Below are 25,821 nucleotides of genomic sequence, written 5' to 3' on the forward strand. Positions count from 1 at the left end.
CATCCAACATACTGCGAGGTAACGGTATATTGGGTGATTTTTTTATGTTATCCCCTTTTTTCAAATATGAAAAGGAGGAATACTTTGTTGGAAATGAAAAACATCACAAGGATCATACATGATTTTTACTTTACGTAATCTGTGAAAGTTAGAGCCATAATAACTAGTTTGCCAATTTTTAATGTCGATATCGGGCCAGTTCACATAGTCACCTAATGTATAAGGATCTAAGTTTTCTCGTAAACCTTTAACCCAGCGTATATTTCGATTTTCTTCATCATCGCATTTCCAAGAGGTAATGTATTCTTGAGCAATAATTGCTTTACGATGAAAATAAGCCGTTTCATTCGGCGAAATATTTTCAACAGCACCTATGGGCGATTGATGCCAAATACTAGCATCTTTATTTGGTGCATGAGAAAGAAAGTATTGCATGATTTGAATTCCTTTAAGGGGAATAGGTTTATAGACATAGGAACTAGAGCGCTTGAAATTTTCAGGGATGTTACCGCCATTAAAAAATTCAACAGCCTTTATATAAGGAACTTCTTCTATAAAGAGAGAGGCTACCAGTTTCAAGAAGAGGTGAAGAATGAGATTTACCTTTGTGAGAAATAAATAAAGCATAAGAATAAAGAATCTACATAGAGTTCAATGAAAACAGTTGCAAACTGTTCATATTTTGTTATGATAGTGTTACGAAAACGTTTGCATAAAATTCCGATGGGATGCAAAAGGAGAGAATGACTATGAATAAGACATGGTGGAAAGAAGCGGTTGCTTATCAAATTTATCCACGAAGCTTTATGGATTCAAATGGTGATGGTATTGGAGATTTACAAGGTATTATTGCAAAACTGGATTATTTAAAAGATTTAGGTATAGATGTAATTTGGATTTGTCCAATGTATAAATCGCCTAATGATGATAATGGTTATGATATTAGTGATTATCAAGATATTATGGATGAGTTTGGTACAATGGCAGACTTTGATGCTTTACTAGATGAAGTTCATAAGCGTGATATGAAGCTTATTATTGATTTAGTTATTAATCATACGAGTGATGAACATCCATGGTTTATTGAATCACGTTCATCTAAAGATAATCCGAAGCGTGATTGGTATATTTGGCATGATGGTAAAGATGGTGCGGAGCCAAACAACTGGGAAAGTATTTTTAATGGTTCGGCATGGGAATATGATGAAGAAACAGAACAATATTATTTACATCTATTCTCACGTAAACAACCAGATTTGAACTGGGAGAATAAAGAAGTTCGCGAAGTATTATACGATACAGTTAATTGGTGGCTTGATAAAGGTATTGATGGTTTCCGCGTTGATGCGATCAGTCATATTAAAAAAGAAGAAGGCCTTAAGGATATGCCAAATCCAAAAGAGTTAAAATATGTGCCATCTTTTGATAAACATATGAATGTGAAAGGTATTCAACCTTTATTAGAAGAGCTAAAAGAAAATACATTCTCTAAGTACGATATTATGACTGTTGGTGAAGCAAATGGCGTTAAGATTGAAGATGCTGAGCTTTGGGTTGGAGAAGAGCAAGGTAAGTTCAATATGGTATTCCAGTTTGAACATTTAAGTTTATGGGATGCAGAGAAGAAGAAAGACCTTGATGTTGTAGGATTGAAAAAAGTATTAACGAAATGGCAAAAAGGATTAGAAAATAAAGGATGGAACGCTTTATATATTGAGAATCACGATAAACCACGTATCGTTTCAACATGGGGAGATGACAAACAATATTGGCGTGAAAGTGCAACAGCTCTAGGAGCGATGTATTTCTTTATGCACGGTACACCGTTTATTTATCAAGGACAAGAAATTGGTATGACAAATGTTCAGTTACCAAATATTGAAGATTACGATGATGTAGCAATTAAAAATTTATATCGCGAGAAAATTGCAGAGGGCGTACCACATCAAGATATGATGGAGATTATATGGGCTTCTTGCCGCGATAATTCACGTACACCTATGCAGTGGAATGATGGGATTAATGCTGGTTTCACAACAAGTACACCTTGGTTTAGCATGAATCCAAATTACAAAGAAATTAATGTTGAGAAGCAAAAAAATGAAGAAAAGTCTATTTTCAATTTCTATAAGAAAATGATTGCCCTGAAAAAAGAGCACGATGTACTGAACTATGGTACGTACGATTTACTTTTAGAAGGCGATCCACAAATTTATGCATATACACGTACGTTACAGGATGAAAAAGTCATTGTAATTAGTAATATCTCAAAAGAGGAAGCTGTGTATAATGAGGGTTCATTTGCACTAGAACGCAAACGTTTGCTTTTGAATAACTATGAAGTTGCAGAACATGAAGAAGTAACAACAATTGTTTTAAAACCTTATGAAACAAGGGTTTATCGCATTTCATAATAAAAAAGGATGCTCTTTGAGCATCTTTTTTTATGAAAAAAAATAAATTTCTATTGCAAAGTGAAAACGCTTTTATTAAAATAGATTTATGAAAACGGTTGCGTAAAAAGAAAAATGATATGAGGAATCGTTTTCATAAAAGGGACAGAAATTATAATTTAAATCATTATGTTGTTATAAATAAAGGGGAGGAAGAACAGATGAAAATTACGTCTTTTGATTTTTGGCAAAAGTTCGGGAAAGCGTTATTAGTTGTTGTAGCCGTAATGCCAGCAGCTGGTTTAATGATTTCCATCGGTAAGTTAATTGGTATGTCTGCTGGGGATGTTAACGCAGTTCATACAATCGCTCGCGTAATGGAAGACATTGGTTGGGCAATCATTACAAATCTACACATCTTATTTGCAGTAGCAATTGGGGGATCTTGGGCGAAGGATCGTGCAGGTGGTGCATTTGCAGCGCTATTAGCATTCGTCTTAACAAACCGAATTACAGGAGCTATATTTGGCGTAAACGCTCAAATGTTAGCGGATTCAAAAGCGACAGTTTCTTCAGTAATAGCAGGAGATTTACTTGTAAAAGATTACTTTACTTCTGTACTTGGTGCACCAGCATTAAACATGGGAGTGTTCGTAGGGATTATCACAGGTTTCTTAGGAGCTAATCTATATAACAAATATTATAACTATAATAAATTGCCACAGGCATTAGCATTCTTTAATGGAAAACGATTTGTGCCATTCGTTGTAATTCTTTGGTCTACCGTTACTGCGATTGTATTATCACTTCTATGGCCATTCATCCAAAGTGGGTTAAATGAATTTGGTCGTTGGATTGCAGCTTCAAAAGATAGTGCACCAGTTGTTGCACCGTTTGTATATGGAACGTTAGAGCGTTTATTATTACCATTTGGTTTACACCATATGTTAACAATTCCGATGAACTATACAGAGCTAGGCGGAACATATACGATGTTAACTGGTTCAAAAGTTGGACAAGTTGTAGCAGGACAAGATCCATTATGGCTTGCATGGATTACAGATTTAAATAATTTACTAGCAAATGGAGATACGAAGGCATATAACGATTTATTAAATAACGTTGTACCAGCTCGTTTCAAAGCTGGACAAGTTATCGGCTCAACAGCAGCGTTAATGGGGATTGCATTTGCGATGTTCCGTAACGTGGATAAAGAAAAGCGTGCAAAATATAAACCAATGTTTTTATCAGCAGCATTAGCAGTATTCTTAACAGGTGTAACAGAACCAATTGAATTCATGTTCATGTTTATTGCTCCAGTATTATATGTTGTATATGCTATTACAACAGGACTTGCATTCGCGCTAGCTGATTTAATTAACTTACGTGTTCATGCATTTGGATTTATTGAGTTAATTACTCGTACACCAATGATGGTTAACGCAGGTTTAACAAGAGACTTAATCAACTTTGTTATTGTTTCATTAGTGTTCTTCGGTCTTAACTTTACACTATTCAATTTCTTAATTAAAAAATTCAATTTACCAACACCAGGGCGTGCAGGTAACTATATTGATAATGAAGATGAGGCATCAGAAGGAACAGGAAATGTACAAGACGGTTCATTAGCAACAAAAGTTATCGATTTATTAGGTGGAAAAGAAAATATTGCTGACGTAGATGCTTGTATGACACGCTTACGTGTAACAGTAAAAGATTTAGATGTTGTTGCACCAGAAGCACAGTGGAAACAAAATGGTGCTTTAGGGCTTATTGTAAAAGATAAAGGTGTACAAGCGGTATATGGTCCGAAAGCTGACGTATTAAAGTCAGACATTCAAGATATGTTAGGTGCGTAATAATATGAAATTGCTAACTTTAAACTGTCATTCTTGGCAAGAAGAGAATCAAATAGAAAAGATACAATACCTTGCTAAAGTAATTCAAGAAGAAGAGTACGATGTCATCGCATTGCAAGAAGTAAGTCAGTCCATACAAGCTGAAAATGTATGCGGTAACAAGAAAGAAGATAATTTTGGACTTTTACTATTAGAAGAGTTAAAAGCGCTACATGTAAAAGATTACAATATTACTTGGGATTTCTCTCATATTGGTTATGACGTGTATGAAGAAGGATTAGCAATTATAACGAAGCATAATATTATAAAAGAAGATACGTTCTTCATTTCAGAAAACGAGGATACAACGTATTGGAAAACGCGTAAAATTGTAAGTGCAACAATTGCTTATAATGGTAAGGATATAACGTTTTACTCTTGCCATCTCGGTTGGTGGAATGATGAAGAAGAGTCATTCGAAGGTCAAGTCGATCGTTTGATGGAGCGTGTAGATAGCAATAAGCTCGCCTTCTTAATGGGGGATTTTAATAACAATGCTCGGTTGGAAGGCGAAGGTTATGAGTATATGATGCAAAAAGGGTTGTATGACACATATGAATTAGCAATAGAGAAGGATGAAGGAACGACTGTCCAAGGTGAGATTGCTGGTTGGGATGAAAATAAACATAATTTGCGAATCGATCTAATATTGTGTAACCAAAGTAAAAAAGTTCATTCTTCAAAAGTTATTTTTAATGGTACAAACAGAAATGTAATTTCAGATCATTTCGGTGTAGAGGTTCAATTGGATATATAATAGAAGAAATCCTCACAGAGAATAAAAGCTGTGAGGATTTTTTTTAGGAATACAAGTATTTCCAAGAGAAAATACTTGTATTTTTTATGACATTTCATATATATTTGTTATTATTGAATGTAAAACCGATTTGGTCATTTTGTATTCATACTTTGACTCACTTCGTTATATAATGAAGTAAGTGAAAGTTAATGGGAAAAAATAGTACGTTTTTGGTTAATACACGATGTAGAAAGTGATATAATTGCAAAATGCATGTATCATTTTCTAAAGAAGGAAAAATATATAATTAGGTGATAACTTCTATGAAACAAATTTGGCGTATTTATAAGACAGATTTACGGAATGTAGCCAAACATTGGGCTGCAATTGTTATTGTTTTAGGATTAATGATTTTACCATCGTTATATGCATGGTTTAACATTAAAGCTTCTTGGGATCCGTATGGAAATACAAAAGAGGTTCCCATTGCAGTTTCTAACCAAGATGCAGGTTCTAATTTAAGAGGGAAAGATATTAATATCGGGAAAGAGATTGTAGACTCCCTTAAGAAAAACAAAAATCTTGGCTGGAAATTTGTAGATGAAAAACAAGCAATTTACGGAGTTGAGCGTGGGGATTATTATGCAAGTATTACGATTCCAAAAGACTTCTCTGAAAAAATCGCAACTGTTCTGGATGAAAATCCGAAAAAACCAGAACTGGATTACTATGTGAATGAAAAAGTAAACGCGATTGCACCGAAGATTACAGCAAAAGGTGCATCAGGTATTACAGAAGAAATTAGTAAAAACTTTGTAAAAACAGCAAACGGTGAGATTTTTAAAATTTTCAATGATCTTGGAATCGATTTAGAAACAAACTTACCAAGTATCGAGAAAGTAAAAGATCTTGTCTTTAAGCTAGAAGCGCAGTTCCCAGAAATGAATACACTCATGGATAAGGCGTTAGATGATGCAACTCGAGCAGAAGATGTTGTGAAAGTAGCGCAAAAAGAGTTGCCGGTTGTAGAGAGTGTTATGAATGATGGGCAAGAAGCGTTAGGGAATTTAGATAAATTCTTTGCGAGAAATGATGAAACATTGAATCGCGCTCCGGGAACTATTAAAAATAATTTAACAGTAATGCAGCAGGGATTGGATGCTGCAGCGAAAATTACGGATTACTTAAAAAATCCGGCATTTGACTTTAATCTGACATTGCCAGATCCAGCTAAATTACCAGTCTTACCTAATATAACTATTCCACAAATACCAGAGATTCCAGCATTACCACAAGTGAATGGTGAAGGGTATAAAAATATTGCTAAAAATATTGATCAAACTGTAAACACTGTTTTCAATTCTACTCGTGTTGGAACGGCATATGTAAAGAGTGTTATGGATGGCCTTCAAAATAAAGGCGTGGATCCAGCTGTAGCACAGAAAAATGTGCAGGATGCTTCAAAGCTCCTCCAAGAGCGTATCGATAGTGTTTCATATTTGATTGATTTCTTTACAGCTTTCAAGGAATCAGCTTCCACGGAATTCGGTAAACAGTTCTTTGGAAACAGAGTGGAAAGTTTAACGGTGCTTAAAAATTCTATGGTGGATGCTAACAATAGGGTTAAGCATGTAGGAGATTTAATTAGTTCCGGACAAGAAGTTAAACAAGATGTGCGAGATGCTGTAAATCAAAAATTAGATGCAGTAAATAATTTAGTAAATCAAGCTGAAAAGGATTATAATGCAACGTTTGTAGCTGATTTTGAAAAAGCAGTAAGTACAGCTGAGCAACTGAAAAGTAAGGCTGAAAATGCGCAAGAAAATGCACAGCAGCTTAGAGGCAATTTAAATCAAGATATAAATAAGGCTAATGAGATATTAGACAATGGTAGAGAGAAATATGATAAAGCTGTAAATGATTACAGCAGATTAAAAACAGAGCTTGAAAAAGCAAGAGAAGACTTAAGTAACAAAGGTGTTAACGGATTAGATTCTACAAAAGTAGCCTTAAATGATTTGAATGGGCAGTTCAAAGCAAGTTGGAATTTAGTTAATGACATGATTCCAGTTTTGGAAAGTACAAATAAAGTGTTAGCTGATGTGAATAGTGATAAAAACCTTAATGGTACAATTTCTAAGTTAAATAAAGCAAAAGATGGTTTGCAAAAAGGAATGGATTTAACTGATAAAGGAATTGACGCTATTAATAAAGGTCAAAAACCAGCAGCTGATGTTATTGAAAGTATTAATCAAGTGTCTAAAAGTGTTTCGGGCCAAATTGGTGACATTTTAGCTAAATATGACTCAGAAATCACTCCAAATTTCAATGCAGCAATTGCTCGCACAAAAGAGATGTCTAAAAACACATCTCAAATTTTAAAAGAGGCAGACAAAAAGCTTCCAGATGTTAAAAAATTACTAGAAGATTCATCAAAAGGTTTAGTAGATGGTAAAAAGAAATTAGCAGACATTAAAGCTGAAATGCCAGCTACTGAGAAAAAGATTAAAGAATTAGCAGATAAAATTCGTGATTTTGAATCTGAAGAGGATTTAAAAGACATTATACGCTTATTGAAAAATGATGTTGAAAAGCAAAGTGATTACTTTGCGAATCCAGTAAATTTAAAAGAAAATAAATTATTTGCGATGCCGAACTACGGTTCAGCGATGTCACCATTCTATACAGTGCTTGCATTATGGGTAGGCGCATTATTAATGGTTTCATTATTAACGGTAGAAGTACACGAAGAGGGCGCGAATTATAAGAGCCATGAAATTTACTTCGGACGTTTATTAACATTCTTAACGATAGGTCTTTCACAAGCGTTTATCGTATCGATGGGAGATATATTCTTACTCGGTACGTACGTAGTCGATAAGTTCTGGTTTGTGTTATTTAGTTTATTTATTGGTGGAGTCTTCGTTTGTATCGTATACTCACTCGTTTCTATTTTCGGAAACGTTGGGAAATCGATGGCAATCATTTTACTTGTACTACAAGTAGCAGGATCGGGCGGAACATTCCCAATCCAAATGACACCAGCGTTCTTCCAAGCGATTTATCCGTTCTTACCGTTCACATACGCAATTAGCGCAATTCGTGAAACAGTTGGCGGAATGCTTTGGGATATCGTAACGCGAGATTTACTTGTGTTAAGTGCTTTCGTAGTAGTTATGATCGTTGCTGCGTTATTACTGAAAACACCAATTAACAAATCAAGTGAAAAATTTGTTGAGAATGCAAAAGGAAGTAAAATCATTCACTAAAATAAAAGGTTCCTACCGATAGAGGTAGGAACCTTTTTGTTTAATCAAATTTTAATTTTTTTAATGCTTCTGCGAATGGGTTATTTAATGGTTCTTCTTCTTTTTTCTGTTGTTTCATATACTTTTGAACGTCGCGTTTATCGGCTTTGTTTCCAGATTCTTTTTTACGTCGTTCTTGGAATGTTGATAATTTCTCACGATAGCCACATTTACATGCGAAAATTTGGCCTGCACCCTCACCACGTAATTCTAGTTTCTTCTTACATTGCGGACAGCGAGCGTTTGTTGTACGAGATACATTTTTACGATGACCACATTCACGATCTTGGCATACGAGCATTTTTCCCTTTTTGCCGTTTACTTCTAGCATTGGTTTACCGCAGTCTGGACAAGACTTCGTTGAAATGTTGTCATGTTTATATTTTTTATCACTCGATTTAATTTCAGAAACAATTTCTTTCGTATAGTTCTTCATTTCCGAAATGAATACTTCTTTCTTTAATTTTCCTTTTGCAATTGCTTCAAGTTTTTGTTCCCACTCACCAGTTAGTGTAGGTGATTTTAATTCTTCTGGTACTAAATCAAGTAATTGACGACCTTTTGATGTAATGTGAATATCTTTACCACGTTTTTCAATTAAGAAAGAATTGAAAAGTTTGTCGATAATATCTGCACGTGTCGCTACAGTACCTAATCCACCAGTCGATTTTAACGTATCAGCAAGTTGTTTATTTTGCGTATCCATATATTTTGTAGGATTCTCCATTGCTGAAAGTAAAGTTGCTTCATTAAAGCGTGCAGGTGCTTTCGTTTGACCTGATGTTTGCATAAGTAACTTTACAGTTAATGTATCGCCCTTTTCAATGTGAGGTAGAATCTGCTCTTTTACGTCATCAGTTACATCATCGTCTTCAAATCGATTTTCGTATACTTCCTTCCAACCAGCATGTAAAATCGTTTTTCCGCGTGCAATGAATGTTTCATTGCCGACCTTTGTGCGTAACGTTAGTTGTTCGTATTCGAATGCTGGGAATAAAACAGCTAAGAAACGTTTTACAACTAAATCATAAATTTTGCGTTCTTTATCTGTGAATGCTGAGAAATTAACGTATCCTTCTGTTGGAATAATCGCATGATGATCGCTTACTTTACTATCATCAACAAATGATTTGTTAGGTTTGATAGGCTTTTGTAATACTTTATGTGCGAAGGGACGGTATTCTCCAACACCACATGCTTTTAGACGTTCTGGAAGTGTTCCAACGATATCAGATGAAATGTAGCGTGAATCTGTACGAGGGTACGTTAGTACTTTATGCTGTTCATACAATTTTTGCATAATATTTAATGTTTCTTTAGCAGAGTAACCGAACTTTTTATTTGCATCACGTTGCAATTCAGTTAAATCGTAAAGACCAGGAGAGAATGACTTCTTCTGTTTCTTATCAATTTCCACAACAGTAGCATTATGTTTATCTAAACTTTTTACAATACCATCAATTTTTTCTTTATTAAAACTGCGGCTATTGCCATTTGCATCTTGCCAAGTAAGTTTGAGCTTCTCCATTGTTTGAGCTTCGATGCCATAGTAAGTTTGTGCTTTGAAGTTTTTTATTTCATCTTCACGACTAGCAATCATAGCGACAGTAGGCGTTTGTACACGGCCACAATTTAACTGAGCATTAAAGCGAGTTGTTAAAGCGCGAGTTGCGTTAAGACCGATATACCAGTCAGCTTCTGAACGTGCAACTGCTGAAGCGTATAAATTGTCATAGGCTTTACCTGGTTTTAAATTTGCAAAACCATCTTTAATTGCTTTATCGGTTACAGAAGAAATCCATAAACGTTTGATTGGTTTATTTAGCTTAACTTTATCGATAATCCAGCGTGCGACTAATTCCCCTTCACGTCCAGCGTCTGTTGCTACAATAATTTCATTTACATCTTTTCTAAGTAGCTGACTTTTTACAGCATTAAATTGTTTACCAGTTTGTTTAATAACCGTTAATTTCAAACGCTCAGGTAGCATCGGTAAATCTTCTAAATTCCACTTTTTATATTTCACATCATAGCTTTCTGGATCAGCTAATGTAACGAGATGGCCTAAAGCCCAAGTTACAATATATTTACTACCTTCAAGGTAGCCGTTTCCTTTTTTATCACACTTAAGTACACGAGCAATATCTCGTGCAACGGAAGGTTTTTCAGCGATTACAACGCTTTTTGCCATATTAAAAACATCCTTTCAAATTTCCATAAGTTAAATATAGCATACATCTTCTTGAGATTCAGTTTCGCTCCATATTTGAGCTGTTTTTAATGGAGTGAACAAAATCCCAACTAATTAAAGTTTCACTTTATCCCGCATTAACGGGCAGTAAGATCCCCACCTCAAAATTCAACGAAAGCAAATAAGTTAGGTGGGGGAACAACTGCCCGTAAAAGCCCGATTGGTGAGGGCCGATAATCAATGGGGGATGAAAAAAATCACTGATTAAAGTTTCACTTTATCAGTTGCTCCTATATTAAATAGAAAAGTAAAGAACTTGTTATTTTACTAGAATAAGAGTAGACTTTGAAGTAGATGAATAAGAAACACATGGGAGTTTGTGGATACAAACTGAGAGTATGACTAGTCCGTCATTGACCATTTGAACCTGTTGGATAATGCCAGCGTAGGGAGAGTGTAAAAGCACATGTTCAGGCACTTTGCGTACGCGCAAAGTGTCTTTTTGTGTATCTCCCATCATTATAGTTAGGAGATGAAAAGGATGAATATGAAAGAAATTAGTAAAGTAGTGGATTTGGTGAGAGAATCTAATCCGCTCGTTCATAATATTACAAATGTTGTTGTAACAAATTTTACTGCTAACGGTTTGTTGGCACTTGGAGCATCGCCTGTAATGGCGTATGCAAAAGAAGAAGTAGCAGAAATGGCTAGCATTGCTGGAGCGTTAGTATTAAATATGGGGACACTTCGTCCTGAAGAAGTAGAAGCGATGTTACTCGCGGGTAAATCAGCAAATGCGAACAATGTGCCAGTACTATTTGACCCAGTTGGTGCAGGAGCAACTTCGTATCGAACAGAAGTTGCGAGACATATTCCAGCCGAAATAGATTTAGCAATTATCCGCGGAAATGCGGCTGAAATAGCAAATGTTATTAATGAGAAATGGGAAATTAAAGGGGTAGACGCTGGTACTGGAAATGGCAATGTTGTAAGTATTGCAAGGCAGGCAGCAGATGAACTAAATACAGTTGCGGTCATTACTGGAAAAGAAGATGTTGTTACAGATGGAGAGAGAACTATTGTTATTCGAAATGGTCACCCTATTTTAACGAAAGTTACGGGAACAGGTTGTTTACTAACTTCTGTAATAGGAGCATTTGTAGCAGTGGAAAAAGATTATGTAAAAGCAGCAGTAGCCGCATTAACGTTTTATGGTGTAGCTTCGGAACTGGCAGCTGCTAAGGCGGTAGAAAAAGGGCCTGGTAGTTTCCAAATTGAATTTTTAAATCAATTAGCTAATACAACTTCAGGTGATATTGAGAAGTATGGGAAGATTGTGGAGTTAGAGTAAGAGGGAGTGAAAGAAATGGCACGCATTGAAATAGATAAAATGTCTACGCTATTGCAAGTGTATTTTATTATGGGAAGTAATAACTGCACGAGGGATCCTTTAGCTGTATTGAAAGAAGCGTTAGATGGTGGAGTGACACTTTTTCAGTTTCGCGAGAAGGGGGAAGGTTCTTTAATCGGAGAAGATAGAGTGCGCTTTGCAAAAGAATTGCAGACGCTTTGTAAGGAATATAGTGTTCCTTTCATTGTAAATGATGATGTAGAATTAGCCATTGAATTAGATGCAGATGGTGTTCATGTTGGACAAGATGATGAAGGAATTACATCTGTTCGTGAAAAAATGGGAGATAAAATTATCGGCGTATCTGCTCATACAATTGAAGAAGCACGCTTTGCAATCGAAAATGGAGCAGATTATTTAGGCGTTGGACCTATTTTCCCAACGAGTACGAAAAAAGATACGAAAGCGGTTCAAGGAACGAAAGGATTAGCTTATTTTAGAGAACAAGGAATTACAGTGCCAATCGTTGGTATTGGTGGGATTACAATTGAAAATACAGCGGCAGTTATAGAAGCGGGTGCGGACGGTGTTTCAGTTATTTCAGCAATTAGTTTAGCTGAATCTGCGTATGAAAGTACGAGAAAATTAGCTGAAGAAGTAAAGAGAAGTTTGTAGGGAAGGAAGTGTAGTATTTTAAGTGCTACATGGAGAAATAGACTGCCCAAAAATTTAAACAAACATTTGATTAAAAAAGCACAAACCTTTTTAAATAAAGGTTTGTGCTTTTTCTTTAAAACATAATTGAAATTAAGAGCATTCCAATTCCGATAGAAGTAAATGTTGCAATTAGACCCGGAATCATAAAACTATGATTTAATACGTATTTACCGATACCTGTTGTACCAGTGCGGTCAAAGTTAATGGCAGCAACGATTGTCCCATAGTTTGGAATGAAGAAGTATCCATTTACTGCAGGGAACATCGCAATCAGTAGCGCTGGTGGAATGCCAAGGGATAGTCCAAGTGGCATTAAGGCACGAACTGTTGCTGCTTGGCTGTACAGTAAAATAGATAGAATGAATAGTGCGATGGCAAATAGCCAAGGTGCACTTGTTACTAAATGCTGAATGGATCCTTGAATCATATTTAAGTTTCCATTAAAGAAAGTATCTCCCATCCAAGCGATACCGAAAATAGCAACAACTGCTGTTGCTCCTGCTTTAAAGACGTTACCAGACACAATGCTTTCTACATTTGGTTTACAGAAAATAATAATAAGAGCCGCGATAGTTAACATAACCATCTCAATTGTGTTCGGCATGGAAAGACGGGCTAACTTCCCATCAACTATCCATCCTGGACGAAGTGCTTCAAATGAACCAAGAAGTACAACAAGGAAGGTTCCTACAAGGAAAAGGATAACTGATAATTTTGCGCCCTTTACACCTACAAATTCTTTTTTCTCTTCAAGCTTAGGAATTAATCCTTCTTTTAATCGTTTTAAGTATTCAGGGTCTTCACTTAATTCTTTTCCCATCTTACTAGCAACAAATGCAGCTATCATACAAGCGATGAAAGTAGAAGGGATACTTACTTTTAAAATATCTAATAAGGTGATTTTATAGTCAGCTAACATTGCTAAAAGTGCAACTGTTGCAGCTGATATAGGACTAGCTGTAATTGCTTGTTGGGAAGCAATTACGGCAATTGACATTGGTCGTTCTGGTCTAATTCCCGATTCGCGAGAGACTTCAGCGATAACAGGAAGTACAGAATAAGCAACGTGACCAGTTCCTGCACAAAGTGTAAATAAATAAGTAACAATTGGAGCAAAGAATGTAATGCGTTTTGGATTTTTTCGTAATGCCTTTTCAGCTAGATGAACAAGGTAGTCCATTCCTCCAGCGGCTTGGAGTGCACCAGCAGCTGTAATTACTGCCAAAATCATAAGCATTACATCGATAGGAGGCGCCGTTGGTTGTAAGTGGAAGACAAAAACGAGTATTGCCATACCAACTCCACCCATTACTCCTAAACCAACTCCGCCTAGGCGTGCACCAATAAAAATACAGAGTAACAAGGTAAGAAATTGTAGCCAAAACATGATAAACTACCTCCGAAATTCATTAGTTAAGATATATTCGAATAGTTTAATTTGAATGAAAATTAAATAAATACCCGAAGAAATCCTTGTTATTTATACATTTTTTATTATATAACACAAAAAAAGTAACATTCACGTACTTTTTGAAATTATTTTGAAAAAGCAATGCATTAAAAATTTGTATTTATATCTCTAAATAAGTAGACATTTTGATTTATATGTTGTAATCTTTGAAAGAGAATAAATTAATTCTCATAGAACTCCCATATCGTTCAACTCGTTCAGCGAGAAAGGCAAACTGATGGAAACATGAGGACGCAAAACTACAGGAGCTAAGGTCGAAAGGCTACGCTAGCCAGTTACCGGACGGATAGGGTTGGTCTTGGCCAATGCTTTTACATTGGCTTTTTTTTATTCTCGAACATATTGAGAAACATTTTCAAACAAAATATTCATATATTTTGTTTTTTTTGTTTATGTTGATTAAGGAAGGTGGATATTAATGAAAAAATATTGGCATAAGTTATCGTTCCTTCAAAAGAACGTCTTATTAACCGTATTAGTTATTTTGACACTTGTTGGAAGTATGGGTGCATTAAGTTTCAACATGTTTCAAAATAGTATGATGTCTTTATTTGAAAGGCAGTCTATTGAAACAGGAGAAATAGTATTGAAAAAATTGGATGTAGAATTAGTTAGAGACGTGGCGAAAGATCCTACAGCCGAAAAAGTGAAAAAAGAAAAGTTAACAGAGAAATTAGATGAAGTGTCAAAAGAATTGAAAAGTGTTGGACAAACGTATGTTACAGGAGCAAAGCCGAATGAAAAGCGAGAATTACAACTCGTTGGTTTGACTACAGAGTTAACAAATGCGTTTCCTATAAAGCCGGGAGATTATTATGAACAACCCGCTCATTGGATGAAGGCATACGATAAAGTGATTGATACGAAAAAGGCCCAAATAACAGAAGTATATGAAGATGAAATAGGTTCGTGGGTGACAATATTAGAACCAATTACAGATGGAGAAAACAATATTGTTGCAATTATTGCGGCTGACTTAGATGCTTCCATTGTTCCTATTACAAAAGAGAAGTTTATGATACAGGGCTTACTCTTTATCATTATTTCATTAGCAATTGCGACTATTACTCAATTCTTTATCGTGCGTCACTCGTTAGCTCCATTAAAAGATTTACGAGAAGGGTTACGTAAAATTGGTGAAGGTGACTTAAGTGTTAAATTAAAAGAAAGACCAGATGATATTGGAATTATTAATGTTTATTTCAATAACACGATTGAAAAATTTAAAGGGATTATAGATAAAGTAAGGCAAACTGCTGAGCAAGTTTCTTCTTCTTCACAAGAATTGTCGGCGAGTACAGAGGAAAACAGCATGGCAGTTCAAGAGATTGCAAGTTCTATTGAAGGTTTAAGAGTAGGGGCACAGTCTCAAAAAACTTCAGTACAACAATGTTTAGGAATTGTACATGGAATGGAAGATAAGGTAGAAGAAATAACTGGGGCTGCAAAACAAGTTGCGGTTGCTTCTGAAGGTATGGAACAACATTCAATTGAAGGTAATGAAGTGATTGGACAAATTATTAATCAAATGAGTTTAATCCAAAATGCAGTACAAGATTTATCTTCCATCATTTATTCGTTAGAAACAAGGTCAAAAGAAATTAGTGATATCGTAACTGTAATTACAGGTATTTCAAATCAAACAAATTTATTAGCTTTAAATGCTTCTATTGAGGCTTCACGTGCTGGAGCAGCTGGAAGAGGGTTTGCAGTTGTTGCTGATGAAGTACGAAAATTAGCAGAACAAACGGAAGCGTCTGCAAAAGATATAGCGAAATTAATTGGTGAAACACAAGCTGAGACAGAAGATGCTGTAGTTTCCATGCAAAAAGGTTCAAGAGAAGTAGAAACTGGAATTTCGCTTGTTCAAAGTAGTGGAGATTTCTTTGAAAAAATCTCAAAATCAGCGCAATCTGTTACAGATCAAGTAAAAGCTGTTTCTGGTAATTCGAGTGACATTTTACAAAATAGCCAGAATATTGTTCAAGTCGTAAATGAATTATCACATATTGCAAATACTTATGCCAACAGCAGTAGTAATGTTGAAGAAAGCATGAAAGAGCAAGAAATATCAGTACAAGATATTGCAGAATTAGCGACTTCTTTAAGTTGGCTTTCTCAGGAATTACAAGAGCTTATTGGTGAGTTTAAAAGCGAATAAGGAGAAAGTTCAATTCTAATCAAGGGAATCCTCCCTTGATTATGAATTGAACTAATCTGCCCTTTAATAAGGGATGAAAAAGGTGTGAATTTTCACACCTTTATTATATTTAAGAGAGGAATTTACATAAATATGAAATTAGCAATTTCTTATAGTGAGATGGTAAAAGAATTTTTAGGAAAAGTAGAAGGAAGTATTAAAATACCTAAAGATGTGCAAGGAACGGAACTTAGGATAAAAAGGAAAACGGAACTGTTTTCAAATTTGACTCACATTGTGGATTTAATAGGAGCGACTACAACGTGGTTATATCATATTTCTAAAGAAAAACATATTGTCGTGCTTTATCATGTAAGAGGAAGTTTATTTCCGATTACTATTGAAGTTTCTAATTTTCTCTCCTATGAAAGTTTAAATTTACAAATTGAAGAGCAACTGGAGCAAATTAAAGAAATGAATGAGGAAGAAATAGAAGAGTTTCAAAACGGTAATACATTATATGAAATGTCACCTATTATTATTGGTGAAACATATTATGAGCTACAAGACATGAATACATTACAATTTGTATTTAGTAAAAATATGAAAAGTGTAGAAATAATATTTAATAGTGTTAATTGGAAAGAGACAACGATTACTCGTTATGCACAACAAATACAAGGTGTTTTAATTGATATATCACGAAATACTAATAAGTATATAAAACGTTTTAATATTATTACAGAGGCCGAGATGGCACTTTATAGTCAAGTGAATGATACGACAGCAGTATATCCTGAGAAAAGTATCGTCGATATGTTCTATAATACTGTTACTCAATTTCCAAATCGTATAGCTTTATCTTCAAGGGAAGGTACTTTAACTTATGAGGAGCTAAATAAAAAAAGTAATCAAATAGCTCATATGTTAATTAAAAACGGCGTCCAATTAGGAGACTATGTTGGAATATTTATGAAACGTAGCATAGACACAGTAGTAAGTATGGTAGCTATATTAAAAGCTGGTGCAGCGTATGTTCCGATTGATCCAGATTATCCCGAAAGTAGAATACAGTACATTATTCAAGATAGCCAAGCGAAAGTTATATTGATGAAAGAGACGCCTATAACATGTGATGGGGTTCAAACAGTTTCAATGTATGATAGTGAAACTTATGAAGATACAGATGTAAAGTTGTCTATTCATTGTGATGATGTAGCTTATATGATTTATACATCTGGTTCAACAGGGAATCCAAAGGGAACGATGTTAGCACATAGAGGCGTTGTTAATCTGTATACTTGGATGAAAAAGCAATATGAATTGACAGAAGAGGATGTATTTGCCCAATTTCCTTCCTTTAGTTTCGATGCCTCTGTATGGGAGTCATTTGCTTCTTTATTCTGCGGAGGAAACTTGTATGTATTACTAGAGGAAGAGCGATTGTCTGTAGAAGCATTTGCAAATGCAATCTATAAAGTGAAAGCAACTTCAATCTTGGCATTAGCAACAATTTTTGTTCGACAAGTAGCAACTTATTTAGCAGAAGAAGATATATATAAGCTAGCTTCCCTAAAAAGAATTGCGATTGGCGGTGAAATGTTGCCTGTAGAGGTTATTAAATTGTGGAGAGAAAGAATAGGTACAAATGTTGAAATTTATAATGTATACGGACCGACAGAATGTACTGTAGTGACGACAACCTATAAAATACCTAGTCAGTTAAATGAGGATGTTGCGAGTATTCCCATTGGTAAACCATGTGCTAATTATCAAGTTATGATTTTGGATGAGAATATGAATCTTTGTCCAATTGGTGTACCTGGTGAATTATATATAGATTCAGTGGGATTAGCAAAAGGGTATTTTAATAAGCCTAATAAAACAATTGAAGCTTTTATTCCGAACCCTTTCAATCCTATAGTCAATATATATAAAACAGGTGATATCGTTAAGTTGCTAGAGGATGGAAATATAGAGTTTTTACATCGGAAAGATGATCAAGTAAAAATTAGAGGACATCGTATTGAACTAGGAGAAATCCAAAGTAAAATTTCTCATAATCATAATATAAAAGAAAATGCTGTTTTTGCTAAGAAGAGTAAGGAAGGTAGCCAATATTTAATCGCGTTCTATACAACTTTAAATAAAAAAGAAATACCAGAATTAGTTTATCAGTTACAAGAGCAATTACCAGATTATATGGTGCCATCTAAACTAATTTATATTAATGAATTACCACTTACACCTAATAAAAAGATTGATGTTAAGAAGTTAGCTCAGTTAGAAGAAAAGTATGAACCGGTTCGTCTACAAGAATATGTTGCACCTTCTAATAAAGCAGAAAAACAAATAGCGAACGCTTGGGCAGAAGTATTAGGAATTTCAAAAGTTGGAGTACATGATGATTTCTTTACAATTGGTGGACATTCATTAAAAGTATTACGAGTCTTAACATTGTTAAAAGAAGATTTCTCACATTTAACAATTCAAGATTTCTTTAAAGAAAGAACGATATATGGATTAGCTCGAATTGAGCGAGAAGTAAAAGTAGAGAAAGAAGAAGTATTTCGTGAATATAAAGTGATTCACGAACCAGATACTATCACGTATGCAAACGTTTTGGAAGAAACCCAGATTTCAAATGTCTTTTTAACAGGAGCTACTGGTTATTTAGGATCACACATATTATATGAATTGTTGAGAGATACATCTGCTACTATTTATTGTTTAGTAAGACCAACGAAAGATGTGCAGCAAAGAATTATAGATACATTAACAGGCTACTTTAATGATATATGTGAAGAATGGTTACAGCGTATACAGGCCGTAGCTGGTGATCTGGGAGAAGAGTATCTTGGGATGAGCGAAGAAGAATTTATGTTCATCAGTTCTAAGATGGATACGATAATTCATTGCGGTGCAGATGTAAGACATTTTGGAGATGTAAAACAATTTGAAAATATAAATGTCCAAGGAACTAGCCGTATGCTAGCATTAGCGGAGAAAGGTGCTACATTCCATTTTATTTCTACAATTGGTATCCCGTTAGAATTAGCGGTAGATCAATGGGATACATACATGAAAACTGGTGATTTTAATTACAGTGTAGACTTAGAGAATGTATATTCAAATAGTAAACTACAAGCGGAAAACATTGTTCGTGAAGCAATGAAAAATGGTTTGCGCGGAAATATTTATCGTGCAGGTAATTTAGCATGTCATTCAGAAACAGGTTCGTTCCAACAAAATATTGAAGGAAACGCATTTTATCGTCTTATTAAAACAATGCTATTAATTGGGAAAGCACCAAATGTGAAGTGGAAAGTTGATTTCACACCAATTGATTTTGCTAGTAAATCAATTGTATCGTATTTACAAGATGCGCAAATTGTAGGAGAGACGTTACATATTTGTCATCCACATCAAATTGAGTTTGAACAATTTATACAGCTAATTGGAGAGTGTGGATACAATCTTGAAATGGTTCCACTTTCAGAATATGTAAATACCGGACTTGCATTAGCGAAGGGAAATGAAGTAATAGCAGAGTTAATTGCTTCTCAAGTTGCAGGAGATGGAGCGCAGCAATCTGAAATTGTAATGGGTACGCGTAGAACGAATGAATGGATTAAGAAAAAAGAATTGATAGTACCAGCAATTAATAAAGAATTTATTCAGCAGTTATTAGCTCATGGTGAAAAAGTTGGTTATTTTCCAAAAATAATGAAATGATTATGCATGCTTTTGTTTGTTCAATAAAATAAATCATGCTACAATGAAAACGAATTAAGGACCGGGGAGCCAATTGGCTGAGAGGATGTAAGTAAACATCGACCCTCAACCTGATCTGGATAATGCCAGCGTAGGGAGTTACTTAAAGTGATGTAGCATATGTTATTCTGTAATAACTTGCATACAAGGCTTTCCTACGCAGTAGGAAAGCCTTTTCTTATTTTTGAAATTTAATTTTATAAGGGGGATTTTATTATGTCACAACAAGTTACAATGTCATTTTCAGTAGTACCACAAGCGAAAACGAAAGATGTATATTCTGTTGTCGATAAAGCAATTGAAGTTGTGCAACAATCGGGAGTTCGTTATGAAGTAGGGGCAATGGAAACAACTTTGGAAGGAGAATTAGATGTACTTCTTGATGTCGTTAAACGTGCGCAACAAGCTTGCGTCGACGCTGGAGCAGAAGAAGTGATTACTTCTATTAAAATCCATTATCGTCCAAGCACTGGTGTAACGATAGATGAAAAGGTTTGGAAGTACCGTGATGAATATGCAAAACCAGAAGCAATCTAAACTTATTACAACTATTTGGCTTATCCTTCTCATTGCGATATGGGAAGGATCTGTTTCATTATTTAAAATCGAACCGTGGATTTTACCAAAGCCTTCTGCCATTGTTCAAGAATTAATTGGGATGAAAGATTTACTATTACCAAATACGATGCAAACACTGCAGGAAGTTATAATTGGACTATTCTTTGCAATTTTATTGGGGACGAGCATCGCAATTATTATGGACGTTATACCGTTATTTCGTATTTTAATAAATCCATTGCTCGTTATTTCGCAAACAATTCCAATTGTTGTACTTGCACCGCTATTTATTATTTGGTTTGGATATGGGATGTTACCGAAAGTAATGGTCGTAATACTCGTTTGTTTCTTCCCAATTGCGCTTAGTATTTTAGAAGGTTTTCAAACAGTAGATAAAAACATGCTGAAACTGTTACAAACAATGAAGGCGACAAAATGGCAAGTTTACCAGAAAGTAAAATTTCCAGCAGTGCTTCCATACTTTTTCTCAGGTTTAAAAATTGCAGTTACATATAGCGTAATGGGGGCAATTATCGGAGAATGGCTCGGTGCAAGTGAAGGATTAGGCGTTATGCTTACGAGGGCTACAAAATCCTTTTTGACTGCCCGAGTATTTGGTGTTGCAGCAATCATCGTTATAGTGACATTATTCCTGTATTTTATCGTAGAGTTTATGGCAAGAATAACAGCACCATGGATATATAGAAAGGACGGCAGAAAATGAAAAAAGGTTTGAAAGTTATGTTAGCTGCCTTAGTAGCGGTAGGTGTGGCTGGATGTAATCCGGCGAAGAAAGAAGAAAGTGCAAGTAAAGATCAAAAAGTAAAAGTAGTATTAGATTGGTTTCCAAATACGAATCATACTGGCTTGTATGTAGCGCAAACGAAAGATTATTACAAAAAGCAAGGATTAGATGTAGAAATTATTCAACCAGGTGACAATGTAACAGCAGAGCAAATGATAGCATCAGGAAAAGCAGACTTCGCAATAAGCGCACAAGAAAATGTAACGTTAGCTCGTGTAGAAGGAATTCCTGTTGTATCTGTAGGAGCGATTATTCAGCATAACACTTCAGCGTTTGCATCGCTTAAGAAAGACAATATGACGTCCCCGAAAGATTTTGAAGGTAAACGTTACGGCGGCTGGGGAGGACCAGCAGAAGAAGCGACATTAAAGACGATTATGGATAAACATCAAGCTGATTTTAATAAAGTTGAAAAAATCATCTTAGGACAAACCGATTTCTTTAAATCAATTGGCCGTGATGCAGACTTTGAATGGATTTATTACGGATGGGATGGTATTGAAGCGAAGCGTCAAGGAAAAGAGTTAAATACGATTATGGTGAAGGACTTAGATCCAGCGCTTGATTTCTATAGTCCTGTTATTATTACGAGTGAAAAACATACGAAGCAAGATAAAGACTTTGTGAAAAAGTTTATGAGTGCAACGACAGAAGGTTATAATTTTGCAATTAAGGAACCGAAAGAGGCTGCTGATATTTTAATTAAAGCTGTTCCAGATGTGAATAAAGATTTAGTTCAAGAAAGCCAAAAATGGTTAAGTACGAAGTATCAAGATGATGCTAAAGCATGGGGAGTACAGAAGGAAGAAATTTGGACGAATTACATGAATTTCTTATATGACAACAAAGTTATTAAAAAGAAAATCGATGTAAAAGATGCTTTTACAAATGAATTCCTTCCAAGTGAAAAATGAGCGGATTACAAATAAAAAATATAGTGAAATCTTTCGACGGAAAGAATGTATTAGAGAATATTAGTGCCTCTATACAAGAGGGAGAGTTTGTTTCCTTTGTAGGACCGAGTGGTTGCGGGAAAAGCACATTATTAAACATGATTGCAAATGTTGAAAAACCAACAAGCGGGAACGTAACGTATAAAGATAAGCAAGTACAAGAGCAAGATGTTGTTAGTTATATGCCACAACAAGATTTATTACTACCGTGGCGATCAGCTTTGCAAAATATCGTTCTTCCGTTAGAAATTGAAGGAAAGCCGAAAAAGCAAAGGCTGACAGAAGGAATGGAAGCATTAAAGCAGTTCGAACTAGATGAATATGCAGACCATTATCCAGATGAATTGTCTGGTGGTATGCGTCAAAGAATTAGTTTTCTGCGCACATATTTATGTGAAAAGCCAATTATGCTGCTTGATGAGCCTTTTGGAAAGTTAGATGCATTTACAAAAATGGAAGTACATAGCTGGCTTTTAAACTCTTGGCATCAAGAGAAGCAAACAATCATTATGGTTACACATGACTTAGATGAGGCAATCTTGCTTTCAGATCGCGTATTTATTTTATCTCAAAGACCAGCGTCAATAGTTGGTGAGGTACAAGTGAAATTACCTAGACCGAGAACGATGGATATGTTAACATCACTCGAATTAAAAAAGGATAAAGAAGAGATTTTAAGTGTGTTAGCTCCTTATATGAAAAAATAGAAAAAGCTGATGTTTTAATTTTAGACGAACGGACTAATCATTTGGATGTAGAAACTAAGATGGCTTTACAGGAAGCGTTACAACAATACAAAGGAACGGTTTTAATTGTCTCACATGAACCTTCTTTCTATGAATCGTGGATAACAAAAGTATGAAATATAGAAGAATGGAATACTCAACAATATGAATAAAGAAAAGGCATTAGCTTTTATGAGCTAATGCCTTTTCTTTGTGATTAACATGATTTTCGAGAACTCTTACATGAGAATTGTATGAAGAAGCACTCTTATGGTGCGCTTATAAGCGTGCTTTTTCTTTTGTTATATTTATAATAATACGAAAGCCTTTCCCTAACAGGTGACTATCTTTCTTTATATATATAGATAGTTCAAAGTGGAATGAAAATAATTCCTATATGTAAAGAATAATATGGATATTATAGGAAGACAATAGAAATTAAAGGGAATTCATGTAAAATTCAAATGAACTTCATATAAACTTCATATTATAAAATGAATGTAATAAACTTAATATAATTATAATAAGTTATTATTATAATTTGATTTTCCGTAAAATTAAAAGTTTGAATTTAGGAGGTATTACTCAAACCTAAATTCAAACTTTAGTGAAGTAATTAATGGATATTACGTCTAGTTTTCGCTAATGACGGCATTTAAAAGTTCGGCAGGATTACCTGTTCCTGCACCGCCAATTGTAATAGATCCACCAGGAGGAATTTCACCATTCCATCCTGTGTTCGTAATTACATAATGATTATTTGTTTTACTACTAATTTTAGAATCCCAAACTTGTGTTAAATTGCCGCTATAATCAAATTCTAATTTCCAATTTTTAATAGGAGTCGTTCCATTATTTTTAATTATAATCGAGAAGTTATAACCACTGCCCCAATTCGAAGTGACTGAAAATGTAGCAGTACCATTTCCATCAGGAGGTGTTGTATTAGCTTCATCTGTTTTGACAGTAAAAGCGGTAGGTTGTGATTTATTTCCAGCAGCATCTTTGGCAATTACTGAAAATGTGTATTCCGTATTAGGTTTTAAGTTTTTAATTGTAATGCTATTTGTTGTTGTACTCCATTTCTCTTCTCCAGCAGTAATTTCATATTCCGTAACTCCTACGTTATCAGTAGATGCAGTCCAGTTTAATTGAACTGAGTTTGAATTTTTATTCGTAACTACAATGTTTTTAACATTCGTTGGTGGCTCAGTATCTTTTTGACTAATAGGTCCACCAAGTAATTCTTTTACTAGCGTATCAAGTAATTTTGGACCACTACAACTATATTTTGGACTTGTGCGGCAATCTCCGCTTAGTTCCCAAAACATTGCTCCACTTAAACCTTTCGTCTTTATATAGTCTGTTTTGTATTTCATAGATTCATTGTCATCGTAGCTAATAAATGTGCCTGTAGTTGCATTATATAAATAAGGTACTTTAGCTGTGTCATTCCAGTAGCGTACAAAACCATTTTTATTAACGTAATTGGCTGCTAAATCACCGTAATCATACACACCCGTGTCACCGGTAGAATAATCATCCCAAGTACCTTTAGAAGCAAGTTTCCCATCACTACCTGGTTTGCAAGGTTGATATTGTCCGTTATTTTCTTTGCCACAACTTTTCCAGCCACGTCCGTAAAAGGGTACGCCTAATACTAGTTTATCGACTGGAACACCTTCATTTGTATAAACATTTATAGCACCATCTACGTAAAAATTCGTATTTGCTGCTGGGTCATTTGGATCCTTATATAGAGCTGCATTATGATTAGAAGTAGCTTCCCATCCGCCGTGGAAATCATATGTCATAATATTAATCCAATCGAGTATTTGAGAAATTTTCTTTAGCTCTGTATGATCAGCGTAGCGTTGGCTTGCGCCTGAAGCGATTGTTAGTAAATATTGTTTGCCATCTTCAGCACCTGCTTTATTCAAAGCATTTCGGACGTCTTGAAGAAGGAGAGTGAAATTTTGCTTATCTTCAGGACGGTAACTACCACCAGGAATCGTTTCAACGCCCGGATATTCCCAGTCTAAATCTACGCCATCAAACCCATATGCGCGAAGAAAAGCTACTGTAGAGTCAGCAAATACTTTTCTTGTTTTTTCATCAGCGGCCATATCAGAAAAGCGGTTAGACCAAGTCCAGCCACCAACGGAAATAATTGTTTTTAAGTGAGGATATTTAGCTTTTAATCGTTTTAGTTCACCGAAATTTCCGCAACGGGCATATTTATCGCAATCTTCCCAAGTTGTCCCTGAGCCAGGATACGATTTGGTAACATCAGCCCATGGTTCCCCGAGTACGAGAGTACCATTAGGAACCTCTTTATTTTGCAATGGTACACCAGATTCTTTACAGTTCCACGTTTGTTTATTTGGATTATCAGGATGAGTAGAAGGGTTTCCATGTTTTCCATTCCAACAAATATCCGCGAAAGCATAGTTAAGGTGAGTAAGTTTTGATGCATCAATGTCAGCAACTTGATAATTACGTCCGTAAACGCCCCACGAAGGAAAGTACCCAACAATTTTTTTACTTTGCTTTGGTGAATCTGCTAATGCGAGATTTGGAGTAATAAAATTTGTGAGAAAAAGAGGTAAGAAAAGTAGTAGGGATAGTAATAGCAGTGTGAATTTTTGAGACCTCATAGCCATTTCTCCTTTCAAAATAAAAGATATATTTAAAGGCATACGCCAATAAATCAAAATGAATCTAGACGTGTGAAACGTCTAGATAAAATGATCAGACATCACGAAGTCTATACAAGGGAGCTGGGGTGATTAAATCGT

Annotated in this window: 15 protein-coding genes, 2 pseudogenes and 3 riboswitches; of the genes and pseudogenes, 13 read left to right on the forward strand and 4 right to left on the reverse strand. The window is 35.1% G+C overall.

The window, feature by feature from the left end:
• Positions 1 to 60: 60 nt before the first annotated feature.
• A pseudogene (locus NST86_RS02105) lies at positions 61 to 589 on the reverse strand (BBE domain-containing protein); the annotation flags it as partial.
• Positions 590 to 749: 160 nt separating this feature from the next.
• Between NST86_RS02105 and NST86_RS02110 the strand changes: the two are divergent.
• The 4 genes from NST86_RS02110 (at position 750) to NST86_RS02125 (ending at position 8,299) form a co-directional block, all read left to right on the forward strand.
• Positions 750 to 2,414, forward strand: a complete 1,665-nt coding sequence (locus NST86_RS02110) for a glycoside hydrolase family 13 protein (protein WP_193533417.1) — start codon at positions 750 to 752, stop codon at positions 2,412 to 2,414.
• 200 nt (positions 2,415 to 2,614) lie between these two features.
• Complete coding sequence (locus NST86_RS02115; RefSeq protein ID WP_000705569.1) at positions 2,615 to 4,252, forward strand: PTS transporter subunit IIBC; 1,638 nt, start codon at positions 2,615 to 2,617, stop codon at positions 4,250 to 4,252.
• A gap of 4 nt (positions 4,253 to 4,256) precedes the next feature.
• Complete coding sequence (locus NST86_RS02120) at positions 4,257 to 5,048, forward strand: endonuclease/exonuclease/phosphatase family protein (protein ID WP_000771985.1); 792 nt, start codon at positions 4,257 to 4,259, stop codon at positions 5,046 to 5,048.
• 305 nt (positions 5,049 to 5,353) lie between these two features.
• On the forward strand, positions 5,354 to 8,299 hold the full coding sequence (locus NST86_RS02125) for a YhgE/Pip domain-containing protein (RefSeq protein ID WP_000810090.1): 2,946 nt from the start codon (positions 5,354 to 5,356) through the stop codon (positions 8,297 to 8,299).
• A gap of 40 nt (positions 8,300 to 8,339) precedes the next feature.
• Here the strand turns inward: NST86_RS02125 and topB are convergent, their stop codons facing one another.
• A complete protein-coding gene (topB, locus tag NST86_RS02130; protein ID WP_016117101.1) occupies positions 8,340 to 10,529 on the reverse strand; it encodes a DNA topoisomerase III in 2,190 nt (729 codons plus the stop codon).
• A gap of 359 nt (positions 10,530 to 10,888) precedes the next feature.
• Positions 10,889 to 10,998: riboswitch (TPP riboswitch) on the forward strand.
• A 72-nt stretch (positions 10,999 to 11,070) separates the two neighbouring features.
• On the opposite strand from topB, the gene thiM reads away from it, so the two are divergent.
• Positions 11,071 to 11,880: a hydroxyethylthiazole kinase gene (thiM, locus tag NST86_RS02135; RefSeq protein WP_001056095.1), complete on the forward strand. Its 810-nt coding sequence runs from the start codon at positions 11,071 to 11,073 to the stop codon at positions 11,878 to 11,880.
• A 15-nt stretch (positions 11,881 to 11,895) separates the two neighbouring features.
• Positions 11,896 to 12,555, forward strand: a complete 660-nt coding sequence (gene thiE / locus NST86_RS02140; RefSeq protein ID WP_000090968.1) for a thiamine phosphate synthase — start codon at positions 11,896 to 11,898, stop codon at positions 12,553 to 12,555.
• Between the two features lie 115 nt (positions 12,556 to 12,670).
• Here the strand turns inward: thiE and NST86_RS02145 are convergent, their stop codons facing one another.
• On the reverse strand, positions 12,671 to 13,984 hold the full coding sequence (locus tag NST86_RS02145; RefSeq protein ID WP_084065549.1) for an anaerobic C4-dicarboxylate transporter family protein: 1,314 nt from the start codon (positions 13,982 to 13,984) through the stop codon (positions 12,671 to 12,673).
• A 282-nt stretch (positions 13,985 to 14,266) separates the two neighbouring features.
• A riboswitch (cyclic di-GMP riboswitch) is annotated at positions 14,267 to 14,351 on the forward strand.
• 135 nt (positions 14,352 to 14,486) lie between these two features.
• Here NST86_RS02145 and NST86_RS02150 point away from each other — a divergent pair.
• The 7 genes and pseudogenes from NST86_RS02150 to NST86_RS02180 all read left to right on the forward strand — a co-directional run.
• Positions 14,487 to 16,229 carry a methyl-accepting chemotaxis protein gene (locus NST86_RS02150; protein ID WP_086423819.1) on the forward strand — a complete coding sequence of 581 codons (1,743 nt, stop codon included), beginning with the start codon at positions 14,487 to 14,489 and terminating at the stop codon, positions 16,227 to 16,229.
• Positions 16,230 to 16,361: 132 nt separating this feature from the next.
• Complete coding sequence (locus NST86_RS02155) at positions 16,362 to 19,943, forward strand: non-ribosomal peptide synthetase family protein (RefSeq protein WP_140159082.1); 3,582 nt, start codon at positions 16,362 to 16,364, stop codon at positions 19,941 to 19,943.
• A 52-nt stretch (positions 19,944 to 19,995) separates the two neighbouring features.
• Positions 19,996 to 20,097, forward strand: a riboswitch (TPP riboswitch).
• Positions 20,098 to 20,198: 101 nt separating this feature from the next.
• Entirely contained in the window at positions 20,199 to 20,519 is a 321-nt protein-coding gene (locus NST86_RS02160; RefSeq protein WP_000082906.1) for an MTH1187 family thiamine-binding protein, read from the forward strand.
• Positions 20,491 to 21,264: an ABC transporter permease gene (locus tag NST86_RS02165; protein ID WP_001057165.1), complete on the forward strand. Its 774-nt coding sequence runs from the start codon at positions 20,491 to 20,493 to the stop codon at positions 21,262 to 21,264. Before NST86_RS02160 ends, NST86_RS02165 begins: the two co-directional genes overlap by 29 nt.
• Complete coding sequence (locus NST86_RS02170) at positions 21,261 to 22,259, forward strand: ABC transporter substrate-binding protein (RefSeq protein WP_000715573.1); 999 nt, start codon at positions 21,261 to 21,263, stop codon at positions 22,257 to 22,259. The genes NST86_RS02165 and NST86_RS02170 overlap by 4 nt, the downstream gene beginning before the upstream one ends.
• The gene (locus tag NST86_RS02175; RefSeq protein WP_000016081.1) at positions 22,256 to 23,005 is read left to right on the forward strand and encodes an ABC transporter ATP-binding protein; all 750 of its coding nucleotides are present in this window, start codon (positions 22,256 to 22,258) and stop codon (positions 23,003 to 23,005) included. Before NST86_RS02170 ends, NST86_RS02175 begins: the two co-directional genes overlap by 4 nt.
• A pseudogene (locus NST86_RS02180) lies at positions 23,002 to 23,160 on the forward strand (ABC transporter ATP-binding protein); the annotation flags it as partial. The gene NST86_RS02175 and the pseudogene NST86_RS02180, both read left to right, overlap by 4 nt.
• 495 nt (positions 23,161 to 23,655) lie before the next feature.
• Here the strand turns inward: NST86_RS02180 and NST86_RS02185 are convergent.
• Positions 23,656 to 25,680 (reverse strand): glycosyl hydrolase family 18 protein, encoded by a 2,025-nt coding sequence (locus tag NST86_RS02185; protein WP_201144907.1) that lies wholly within the window; start codon positions 25,678 to 25,680, stop codon positions 23,656 to 23,658.
• Positions 25,681 to 25,821 lie beyond the last annotated feature (141 nt).

The sequence above is a fragment of the Bacillus sp. FSL L8-0199 genome (assembly GCF_038005705.1).
Taxonomy (GTDB): Bacteria; Bacillota; Bacilli; order Bacillales; family Bacillaceae_G; genus Bacillus_A; species Bacillus_A cereus.

Excerpts from the sequence above, each read along its gene's own strand:
- NST86_RS02155 (WP_140159082.1), top strand. The coding sequence starts at position 16,362 with ATGAAATTAGCAATTTCTTATAGTGAGATGGTAAAAGAATTTTTAGGA.
- NST86_RS02110 (WP_193533417.1), top strand. The coding sequence starts at position 750 with ATGAATAAGACATGGTGGAAAGAAGCGGTTGCTTATCAAATTTATCCA.
- thiM (WP_001056095.1), top strand. The coding sequence starts at position 11,071 with ATGAATATGAAAGAAATTAGTAAAGTAGTGGATTTGGTGAGAGAATCT.
- NST86_RS02125 (WP_000810090.1), top strand. The coding sequence starts at position 5,354 with ATGAAACAAATTTGGCGTATTTATAAGACAGATTTACGGAATGTAGCC.
- NST86_RS02150 (WP_086423819.1), top strand. The coding sequence starts at position 14,487 with ATGAAAAAATATTGGCATAAGTTATCGTTCCTTCAAAAGAACGTCTTA.
- thiE (WP_000090968.1), top strand. The coding sequence starts at position 11,896 with ATGGCACGCATTGAAATAGATAAAATGTCTACGCTATTGCAAGTGTAT.
- NST86_RS02120 (WP_000771985.1), top strand. The coding sequence starts at position 4,257 with ATGAAATTGCTAACTTTAAACTGTCATTCTTGGCAAGAAGAGAATCAA.
- NST86_RS02145 (WP_084065549.1), bottom strand. The coding sequence starts at position 13,984 with ATGTTTTGGCTACAATTTCTTACCTTGTTACTCTGTATTTTTATTGGT.
- NST86_RS02115 (WP_000705569.1), top strand. The coding sequence starts at position 2,615 with ATGAAAATTACGTCTTTTGATTTTTGGCAAAAGTTCGGGAAAGCGTTA.
- NST86_RS02175 (WP_000016081.1), top strand. The coding sequence starts at position 22,256 with ATGAGCGGATTACAAATAAAAAATATAGTGAAATCTTTCGACGGAAAG.
- NST86_RS02170 (WP_000715573.1), top strand. The coding sequence starts at position 21,261 with ATGAAAAAAGGTTTGAAAGTTATGTTAGCTGCCTTAGTAGCGGTAGGT.
- NST86_RS02185 (WP_201144907.1), bottom strand. The coding sequence starts at position 25,680 with ATGAGGTCTCAAAAATTCACACTGCTATTACTATCCCTACTACTTTTC.
- NST86_RS02165 (WP_001057165.1), top strand. The coding sequence starts at position 20,491 with ATGAATATGCAAAACCAGAAGCAATCTAAACTTATTACAACTATTTGG.
- topB (WP_016117101.1), bottom strand. The coding sequence starts at position 10,529 with ATGGCAAAAAGCGTTGTAATCGCTGAAAAACCTTCCGTTGCACGAGAT.
- NST86_RS02160 (WP_000082906.1), top strand. The coding sequence starts at position 20,199 with ATGTCACAACAAGTTACAATGTCATTTTCAGTAGTACCACAAGCGAAA.